7 protein-coding genes and 1 pseudogene are annotated in these 9,484 nt (G+C 57.6%); 4 read left to right on the top strand and 4 right to left on the bottom strand.

The genetic code is table 11. From position 1 onward, the window contains the following. The 4 genes and pseudogenes from ACTH3D_RS07855 to prlC form a co-directional block, all read right to left on the bottom strand. A pseudogene (locus tag ACTH3D_RS07855) lies at nucleotides 1–515 on the bottom strand (TRAP transporter permease); the annotation flags it as partial. Between the two features lie 76 nt (nucleotides 516–591). Next, nucleotides 592–1,569, bottom strand: a complete 978-nt coding sequence (locus ACTH3D_RS07850) for a TAXI family TRAP transporter solute-binding subunit (RefSeq protein ID WP_441666510.1) — start codon at nucleotides 1,567–1,569, stop codon at nucleotides 592–594. A gap of 205 nt (nucleotides 1,570–1,774) precedes the next feature. Beyond that, nucleotides 1,775–2,020, bottom strand: coding sequence for a YheV family putative zinc ribbon protein (locus tag ACTH3D_RS07845; RefSeq protein WP_441666509.1), 246 nt, complete (start codon nucleotides 2,018–2,020; stop codon nucleotides 1,775–1,777). A 59-nt stretch (nucleotides 2,021–2,079) separates the two neighbouring features. Beyond that, the gene (gene prlC / locus ACTH3D_RS07840) at nucleotides 2,080–4,128 is read right to left on the bottom strand and encodes an oligopeptidase A (RefSeq protein WP_441666508.1); all 2,049 of its coding nucleotides are present in this window, start codon (nucleotides 4,126–4,128) and stop codon (nucleotides 2,080–2,082) included. A gap of 175 nt (nucleotides 4,129–4,303) precedes the next feature. Between prlC and ACTH3D_RS07835 the strand changes: the two genes are divergently transcribed. The 4 genes from ACTH3D_RS07835 to ACTH3D_RS07820 all read left to right on the top strand — a co-directional run bounded on the left by ACTH3D_RS07835 (nucleotide 4,304) and on the right by ACTH3D_RS07820 (nucleotide 8,903). Then, the gene (locus ACTH3D_RS07835) at nucleotides 4,304–5,644 is read left to right on the top strand and encodes a sodium-dependent transporter (RefSeq protein ID WP_441666507.1); all 1,341 of its coding nucleotides are present in this window, start codon (nucleotides 4,304–4,306) and stop codon (nucleotides 5,642–5,644) included. A gap of 64 nt (nucleotides 5,645–5,708) precedes the next feature. Then, nucleotides 5,709–6,254: a gamma carbonic anhydrase family protein gene (locus ACTH3D_RS07830; protein ID WP_441666518.1), complete on the top strand. Its 546-nt coding sequence runs from the start codon at nucleotides 5,709–5,711 to the stop codon at nucleotides 6,252–6,254. Nucleotides 6,255–6,338: 84 nt separating this feature from the next. After that, on the top strand, nucleotides 6,339–7,010 hold the full coding sequence (locus ACTH3D_RS07825; RefSeq protein WP_441666506.1) for a metal-dependent hydrolase: 672 nt from the start codon (nucleotides 6,339–6,341) through the stop codon (nucleotides 7,008–7,010). Between the two features lie 132 nt (nucleotides 7,011–7,142). Continuing rightward, nucleotides 7,143–8,903, top strand: coding sequence for a hypothetical protein (locus ACTH3D_RS07820; protein WP_441666505.1), 1,761 nt, complete (start codon nucleotides 7,143–7,145; stop codon nucleotides 8,901–8,903). Nucleotides 8,904–9,484 lie beyond the last annotated feature (581 nt).

Below are 9,484 nucleotides of genomic sequence, written 5' to 3'. Positions count from 1 at the left end.
CGCCGCGCCAGTTGCGATAAGCAACGGAGCGCCGAAGTACCAGTTTTCGATGACGCTCCAGTTGCGATAAGCAACGGAGCGCCGAAGTACCAGTTTTCGATGACGGGCTCAATGCGCATGGCGCCTTCGGCCATTGTGCGCTGCATCATTACGACCTGGGTCAATGCAAAGCCCGCAGGAAGCAACAGCGCATAGCTGAGCCAGCCGAGCCACGCCGGAGAGGCGTGGTGGCGCTCGCCGGCAAACTTACAGCCGGCATAACTGGCGTAGCCAAGAATAAGGGCACCGCAGACGTGAACGATGCGGAACGACCAGGTTTCCATCGGGTAGACGTTAAGTGATACCAGATGGAATACGGAATAGGCCACGGCCAAAATGGCGATCAGCCACCATTGCCAGCCTTCAAACAGGCGGCGATTGGACTCGATGGCTTCTTCGTCGACCCCTTCGGCGAGGATGGCATCAACAGGCTCATCGAGTACCGCGTCGTGGCGGGAGTCAGGTTGCTGGGACATTGGGTTACCTTGGGAAGCGCACAATCAATCGGATCACCGTGCGGCGTACGCCGCACGGTGATTGCCAGGATGAACCTTAGTCGAGGATCAGTTCGGCCGGGATCTCGTAGCCGTTTTCCTCATACCAGCGCACAGCGCCGGGATGGAACGGCAGTACGCTGTTGTGCACGATGTTTTCCGGGATGCTGGTCTGTGCTGAACGGTGCACGCTTAGCATCTTGTCATTGTTTTCCATGGTGACCTTGGTCACTTCATAGATAAAATCTTCTGGCAAGTCGCAGCCTGCAATGGCGAAGTTCCACATGGAAACGACGCTCGACTCGTCCTCCAGCGTGCTGTAGGTGCTGGCCGGGATATTGAACGCAGCCACCGGGAAGGTTTCGAGAATTTGCGCCTGCTCTTCGTCGGTGAATTCGATGATGTTCACGTCGGTTTGTACTTCAAGCTGACTGACAGCGGGGATCGGAATGCCGGCGGCAAAGGCGATAACGTCCAGCAGGCCGTCCTGCAGCTGACTTCCAAGATCAGACCAGCCACCGTTACGGCGTTCGAAATTGACACCCAGTTCTTCGAGGATGGCGGGGAAGTACGTGTCGGAGGTTGACGCTGCCGGACCGAAACCGATGCGCGCACCGTCAGGAATCTCTGAAATGGAGGTGATGCCGCTGGAGGATAGTGCGGTGATGGAGAACGGTGTCTCGTACATCGGGAACAGTGCGCATACGTTGTCCATCTTGAAGCCGGGCGCCAGGGGGCTTTTGCCAGCCACAGCGTCGGCAGCCGGTCCCATGGTGGTCAGGCCGAAGGCCACATCACCACCGTGAACCAGTGCCAGATTCTGGGTCGGGCCGCCGGTGACTTCACCCCCGCCAGACAGACCGAGCTGATCGGCGACCAGGTTGGCCCAGCCTGAGCCATACACGAAATAGGTGCCGCCCTGGCTGGCGGTGCCAACGGTGAAGTTCTCAGGCCATTCGCTACGGTCCGCTTGTGCGCTCACGGCGATCAGCATGGAACCGGCCACAGCGGCCGTCAAAAAACGCTTGGTCATCATGGTAACTCTCCGATGGTGTCATCGTTATGTGCATCCAGGAGTGAGGCGACGGATCGAGCCTCGCATTCAAGGATACAGTGTAAGGTCTGCTCCAGACCACGAGAGAGTTATTCTAACATTCCAGCTGACAGCAAGCTGTTGATTCAAAGAGAGCCGTGGGCTTTTGAACTGCAGGGTGTGAACTGCTGCACCCTAGCCTGGTTTTTCATGGTTTCCCCGGGTCGAGTATTTTCACCGTTTGTAGTTCGTCAGCCGGTTGCACAGGACTCTGGCGATTGACACGGGTTTCCAGCTCAGTGGCGGTGTCTTCCTCAACGGCTTTCTGGTCGAAAAAGTCGCAGCTGACACACTCCTGATAGCGCACGCCGTTCTGCTCCCAGGAACGGATGCGGTCCAGTGCGGCACAGCGCGGGCAAATGGCGCCGGCGATAAAGCGTTTGGGGGTGTTCATGGGTGTCTCCCTGCTAAGGCCGCCGGGCAAAGCCCGACAGCCAGGTTTGGCGACTGCACTCAGGCGGCGTGGATGCCGCTATGGCGCAGCAGTGGCTCGACACTGGGTTCGCGGCCACGGAAGGCATGGAACAGTTCGCCTGCGTCGCGAAGACCGCCCTGCTCCAGAATTGTCTGGCGGAAGCGCTGGCCGGTGTGGCTGTCGAAGATGCCGGCTTCCTCGAAGGCGCTCCAAGCATCCGCGGAAAGCACTTCGGCCCACTTGTAACTGTAGTAGCCCGCGGCATAACCGCCGGCAAAGATATGGCTGAAGCCGTTCTGAAAGCGGTTGAGCTCCGTTCTGGGCACTACTGAGACCGCACTGCGAACCTCATCGAGCAGAGCCTGGATGCCTACTGCATCTGGAGCGCTTTTGGCCAGGTGCAAACGGAAGTCGAATAGCGAGAACTCCAGCTGACGCACCATGCCCATGGCCGACTGGAAGTTTTTGGCAGCCAGCAGCTTGTCGAACAGCTCAGCAGGTAGCGGATCACCGCTATCGACGTGGCCGGCAATCAGATTCAGCCCTTCGCGCTCCCAGCAGTAGTTTTCCATGAATTGGCTGGGCAGCTCTACCGCATCCCAGGCTACGCCGTTGATGCCGGAAATATCGGCGATGGTCTGACGGGTCAGCATGTGGTGCAAGCCGTGACCGAATTCATGGAATAGCGTGGTGACCTCGTCGTGGGTCAGCAGCGCCGGCTTGTCGCCCACCGGGCGAGTGAAGTTGCAGGTCAAATAGGCTACCGGCAGCTGTAGTTCGTCACCGTTGAGGCGCCGTACGCGGCATTCGTCCATCCAGGCGCCGCCGCGTTTGCCTTCCCGGGCATAAAGATCGAGGTAGAAACCGGCAATTGGCTGACCCTGTTCGAGCAGGCGGTAAAAGTGCACATCTTGATGGTAGCGCGGTGCGTTTTCGTCCTCTTCGACGCTCAGGCCATAGAGCCGCTCGATTACCTTGAACAGGCCCTCAACCACTCTGGGCGCAGGGAAGTAGGGGCGCAGCTGCTCCTGGGAAATGGCATAGCGGGCTTCGCGTAGCTTTTCGCTGGCGTAGCCGATATCCCAGGGTTCCAGGGTCGCGATGCCCAGTTCGCTGCTGGCATAGGCGCTGAGCTCGCTGAACTCCTCACGCGCTTGAGGCACGGCTCGCGCGGCCAGATCTTCAAGAAAACCGATAACCTGCTGCGGAGACTCGGCCATCTTAGTGGCTAGCGAGTAGTCGGCGTAGCTGTCATAGCTCAGTAACTTGGCCAGCTCGGCGCGTAGGGCCAGAATCTCTTCCATCATCGGTGCGTTATCGAAGCGCCCGGCGTCCGGGCCAACGTCCGAGGCGCGGGTGATGAAGGCGGTATAGACCTCGCGGCGCAGTTCACGATCATCAGCATGGGTGACAACTGGCAAAAAGCTGGGAAAATCCAGTGTGATGCGGTAGCCCGCCAGGCCCTTGGCCTCGGCGTTGGCGGCCAAGGTCGCCAAGGCGCTGTCGGGTAAGCCAGCCAGGCGACTGTCGCTGGCCAGGTCAAGGTGCCAGTGCTGGGTGGCGTCCATTAGCTGGTTGGAAAAGGTGTTGGACAAGCTCGACAGCCGTGCTTGGATTTCGCCGTAGCGCTGTTTTTTATCTGCTGGCAGGTCGACGCCCGCGAGGCGAAAGTCACGTAGAGTGTTGTTGACGGCGCGCTGCTGGCCCTCGCTCAGCGTTGCCCAGCCCGGGCCGTCTTTGAGCGCCTGCCAGGCACGGAATAGACCGTCGTGCTGGCTGAGCCAGGTGCTGTAATCGGACAGCAGCGGCAGGCACTGTTCGTAGGCTTCACGCAAGGCCGGACCGTTCATGGTGCCGTTGAGGTGTGATACCGGCGACCAGGCGCGTGCCAGTCGGTCGTTGAGAGCTTCCAGTGGCTCGGCCAGGGTGTCCCACTCGGGTGTCTCGCTGGTGGCGTGATCTACCAGTGCTTGGGTAGCGCTACGACTTTCGGCCAGCAGGGTCTCGATGGCTGGCACCACATGCTCTGGCCGGATCTCGGCAAAAGGCGGAAGCGTGTGGGACATGAGCAGGGGGTTGGCAGACATGCAGACCTCAACGGTAAGAATAAAAAAAGGTATGAAACCCTATGTTGGCACCTGCGGGTCATCGCAGGTGGTACGCTGGATATTAAGCGTCATGGCTATTAGATGTGGGCGACCGCTACGGGTTTCAATGTGCTAGTCTGCCCCGCCTTGACATGGATGATGCGGAGTGCGGCAAATGAATGAGACGCTGGAACGCTGGAGCAGTCGTCGTGCCTTTATTCTGGCAGTAACCGGTGCTGCGGTCGGGCTGGGTAATATTTGGCGCTTCCCCTATATCACTGGTGAAAACGGCGGTGCCGCTTTCCTGTTGCTTTACGTGGCTTTTGTGCTGCTGCTGGGGCTCCCAGTCATGATGGCTGAAATCCTGATCGGCCGGGCAGGTCGCCGCAGTCCGGTTGCCTCGCTTGGCTACCTGGCCGGTCAGGCGGGCCGCAGCATGCACTGGCGTTGGCTGGGGCTGTTCGGTGCCCTCACCGTATTTTGCATTCTGTCGTTCTACTCGGCGGTGTCTGGCTGGTCGATCGAGTTTCTGGTGTCATCAATCAACGGCGAATTCGTCGATAAGACAGCGGCTGAAGTGGGCGCGAGTTTTGATGCATTTCTGGCTGACCCCAAGCTGATGACCTTCAACCACACCCTGTTTCTGATCATGACCATGGGCGTGGTGGCTTCTGGCGTGTCTGGGGGGCTGGAAAGGCTTAATAACCTGCTGATGCCGTTGTTGTATCTGTTGCTGTTGGTGCTGGCGGGTTATGCCGCCACGACCAGCGGGTTCGGTCAAGCGCTGAGCTGGATGTTCAGGCCGGAGTTTTCTGCTGTTACACCGATGGTGCTGGTGCAGGCCATGGGGCATGCGTTTTTCACGCTGGCGGTAGGCGCCTGTGCGTTGATGGCGTATGGCGCATATATGCCGGAAGGTCAGAGCCTGCCTCGGGCAGCGGCGGCGGTGGCCGTGCTGGATATTTCAGTCGCCCTGTTGGCCGGCATTGCCATTTTTTCGGTGGTGTTTGCACAGGGGTTGGACCCCGGTGAAGGGCCAGGCCTGATGTTTGTGACTCTGCCGGTGGCGTTTTCCAACTTACCTTTTGGCTCGCTGTGGCTATCGCTATTTTTCCTGCTGCTGTTGCTGGCCACCTGGACCTCGTCGATCAATATGGCCGAGCCAATGGTCGCCACCCTGCAAGGCTGGGGACTCAAGCGCGGTCAGGCTGCGGCAGTCATCGGGCTGGCAGTGTGGTTGGCGGGGCTTGCTTGTGTGCTGTCGTTTTCGACCATCAGCGATGTTGAGATTCTGTTTGGTATGAATGTTTTTGCGCTGCTCAGCACCATTCCGCCAGAGATTTTCCTGCCGGTGGGCGGGCTCTTGATCGCCATCTTTGCCGTCTGGGTGATGCCTGCGCCAATAGCGCAACAGGCGCTCGGCGTCGGCAATACAGGCTTTCAGCTGTGGCGACAGGTGCTGCGCTGGGTCTCTATCCCGTTGACGCTGATAGTCTTGGCGTCAGGCCTTCTGTGAGTGGGTGGCAATGCGTCCGTTGAGGCAGCAACGATATGAAGAAACAAGGAGATATCACATGAGCATGAGCTATCACATCAGAACCTGGCGGGGCGTGACTCCGCAGTGTGGAGAGCGTGTTTACATTGATCCGCAATCCATGGTGCTGGGGGATGTGGTGCTGGGGGAAGATTGCTCGGTGTGGCCGATGGCGGTGATTCGCGGGGACATGCATCGTATTCGTATCGGGGAGCGGGTCAGTGTGCAGGATGGCAGCGTCTTGCATATCACTCATGCCAGCGATTTCAATCACGATGGTTATCCGCTGACTATTGGCGACGATGTCACCATCGGCCACAAGGCTATTTTGCATGGTTGCACGTTGGGCAGCCGTATCCTGGTAGGTATGGGAGCCATGGTGATGGACGGCGCGCGAGTCGATGATGAAGTCATCGTTGCGGCGGGTGCGGTCGTGACTCCCGGCAAGCATCTGGAAAGTGGCTATGTCTATGCCGGCAATCCGGCACGTCAACTGCGTCCATTAAAGGAGGCTGAACGTGCTTTTTTCACCTACACCGCCGGCAACTATGTGAAGCTGAAGGATGAGTACCTGGCAGCCAGTACGGGTTGACCATGGAATTAACCCTGTAACTAATTGATATTATTGGTCACCTCGGTCCATAATCTGGTTTTATATACAGCGTATGGAGCAGTGGTGGCTGATTTTCGTACTCACATGACCGTTGCAGTGGGCGCTGGCGCCGTACTGGCACTTGGTGGCTGGCATTCCGGTATCTGGAGCCTTTTACAAGCCGCACCCATTGCGGTGCTGGTCGCTTTTGGCGGCATCCTGCCGGATATCGACTCCGATCATTCACGCGCCGTGCGCCTGGTGTTCAATGCCACTGCTGTGCTGGCTGTTATTGCTGGCGCCTTTATCTTACGGCTCAGATTGGATGCCGGTACTTTGCTGGTAGTGTGCTGTGGGCTTTACCTGGGTACGCGCTACCTGCTGAGTGCGGTCTTTAAGCGTTTTTCGGTGCATCGGGGCATCTGGCATTCATGGCTGGCTGCGGGGTTGTGCGGACTGGCCGTAACGGCCGTCAGCTATCGTCTGCTGGAGCAGTCTGCCAGACTGGCCTGGGCTCAAGGGGGCGCATTGACTATCGGCTGCTTGATTCATCTGCTGCTGGATGAACTGTATAGCGTTGACCTGGGCGGTGCGCGAATCAAGCGGTCCTTCGGCACGGCCTTCAAGCTGTTCGATTATGTCCGGCCATTCAATTCGCTATTGATGGTGCTGCTGGTGTTAGGTCTGTTGCCCTGGCTGCCGCCCTGGCAGGACCTTGCCGAACTGTGGCGTCATGGCTCGTCGTTCTGGCGCTAGTTTTCAGGCCTCAAGCTGCATTGCCAGGGCGCGCCATTGGTGTTCCAGGGTGCACTGGCTTGTCGCTTTGTTTATATTCGGCTTTTAATGAGTGGCTTTGCCACCACCCTCGATATCCAAAGGAGAGTGCGCGTGCAGGATAAGATATTGGCCAGCAAGGGAGCAGGGCCTCGTCGTCAGATTCGCTACCGAGGTCAGGTAATTGCCGCTGTGGCGGGGCTCTTCTTGCTGGCAGGATGTAATGACCAGCAGCGTGAAGATGCGCGTTTCTTGTCTGCCCCTGAGACACCTGCCGGTGATGCGCTAAGCGGCGAGCTGACGATGGCCAGTCCGGTCAACCTCAACAATGGCGCTCGCTATTCTCCTCATTGGGTCTGCCCCGTCGCGACAGCTGACGGTGTGGTGTCTTATGCGCTGGATGCTCCTTTTGCTGGCGTTTTGACTGCCTTTGATGCTGAAGGGGTGCTTGTCGGAGCCGTCGAGGGACAAAGGGGTTCGCCGCTGTCGCTGCTGGTTGGCGCTGGACAGAAAGACTGCACGCTGGTTGTGGTGAGCGGCAGCACTGCGAAGGCTTTTGGTCCATATCGTCTGGTGCCGGACTCTCAGGCCTCGGATGGGCAGCTGGTTATCGACACGCCGCTTGCCGGTCGTCTTGATGATGATGGCAAGGCGAGTCACAGCCTGAGCCTCAAGCAGGCCAGTCGTGTTGACCTGTCACTGTCCAGTGGCAGAGGGCTGGCTCTTTCCCTCAGTGGTGAGGGGCGTCAGGAACGCACATCGGTCTGTGTTGATGGTGAGCAGCATATTCAGGCGTATCTGGAACCTGGCGACTATCAGGTTGAGATAACCGCGGCTTCCGGAACAGCGGCGGCCGCTAGCGTAGGCTGTGGTGGCGAGGTGCTGGTGTTGGGTGATGCCTATCAATTATTGGTCAGCACCGACGACCTGTCGACCGGCATGCGCAATGAAGGCCCGCTGAGAGATGGCGATAACATCACTGGCGTGCTGGAAAGTGGGAGCCATAACCGTTACAGCCTGGACATTGATGAAATCGCTGAGATTTCCCTCGCACTGAGCTCAAGTCAGTTCGATACGATAGTAAGAGTCAGTGGTGAAGGGCAGAACCTCAGCAACGATGATGGAGGTGGCGGAATAAATGGTACTGACTCGCTGCTGGAGACCGTCCTGATGCCAGGCAGCTATCATGTTGTCGTGGATGGCTATGGGAATGGCGGCGATTACAGCCTCGAGGTCCGACAAGCTGCTTTTGATGGCGAGTTTGTCAATGAAGGTGAGCTTGCGTTGGGCGACAGTTTGCAGGGCATACTGGGTAGTGCTGGACCCAACACTTATAGCCTGACACTGGAGGAAACGACCGAGCTCACACTAGCGTTTGACTCATCGAGCTTCGATGCTGTGCTTCGTCTGCACGGCAATGGTATTGACATCAGTGATGATGACAGCGGGGGCGATCTCAATGCGCTGATTTCGACTGTGCTTGAGCCGGGTAGTTATACCGTCGAGGCCCAAAGCTATTCAGGCAACGGGGTCTATAAGCTGGCAGTGGAGGGCGATGCTTTCGAAGGAACTCTGCGTAACAGTGGCGATGTTGGTCTTGACGAGATTGTGATTGGCAATATGCAGTCCGGCAGGCCGCTTACCTATGAGTTGATACTGGATGAAGCGGCCACCGTGACCCTCGAGGCCACATCACCCACGATTGACACCGTATTGAATTTGAGCGGTAACGGTGTTGAGGTGGAAAATGATGATGCGCCAGGGCTCGGCCTTGGTTCGCGTATTACCCAGCGGCTTGAGGCTGGGCGCTACGATGTGATCATCACCTCATGGAACTCCGGTAGTGGTACAGTCCGGCTTGAAACTCGGCGTTGATGCGGTACTTTCAACGTCATCCAGTTGATACCCTAAGCTGGCGCCCTAGGGCGCCAGCTAATGATTTTTTACAAAGGGCTTGCACTCCTCTCAGTGATGTCATAAAGTACGCATCCGCTGCAGGCAACGGGCCGGAAAGTTCAGCCAAATGTCCTGTAGCAGCAGAAGGAAGTACGCTTTGTTAATCAGTGGGTTATGTTTTTCTGGTTAGCGTAAGACGAAGCGTATGGGAGGCGTTACCGAGATGAAGAAAGTTCACATCGAGGGTTGACAATCTCCACCGGATGCGTAGAATACGCCTTCCTTGTGAGGCATCGCAGATCGGGCCAGAGGCCAAGTCTACGGTAACACAAGACGCTCTTTAACAATTGATCAGGTAATTCATGTGGGCGCTTGTCGGGATGTCGGTGATCAGTCACCAGATATCAAGGCAAGCGACTCGTCAAAGGTACAACGACTTCGGTGGTTGGATCTTTTTGAGAAGTTTGAACCTTGAGCCAAGTTTGGTCCGCTTAACGGACTATATGATCTTAAACTGAAGAGTTTGATCATGGCTCAGATTGAACGCTGGCGGCAGGCCT

The sequence above is a fragment of the Halomonas sp. genome, from assembly GCF_052095765.1.
Classification (GTDB): Bacteria; Pseudomonadota; Gammaproteobacteria; order Pseudomonadales; family Halomonadaceae; genus Halomonas.
Note: the sequence above shows the minus strand (reverse complement) of the source record. Positions and strands in the feature narration are given on the sequence as shown.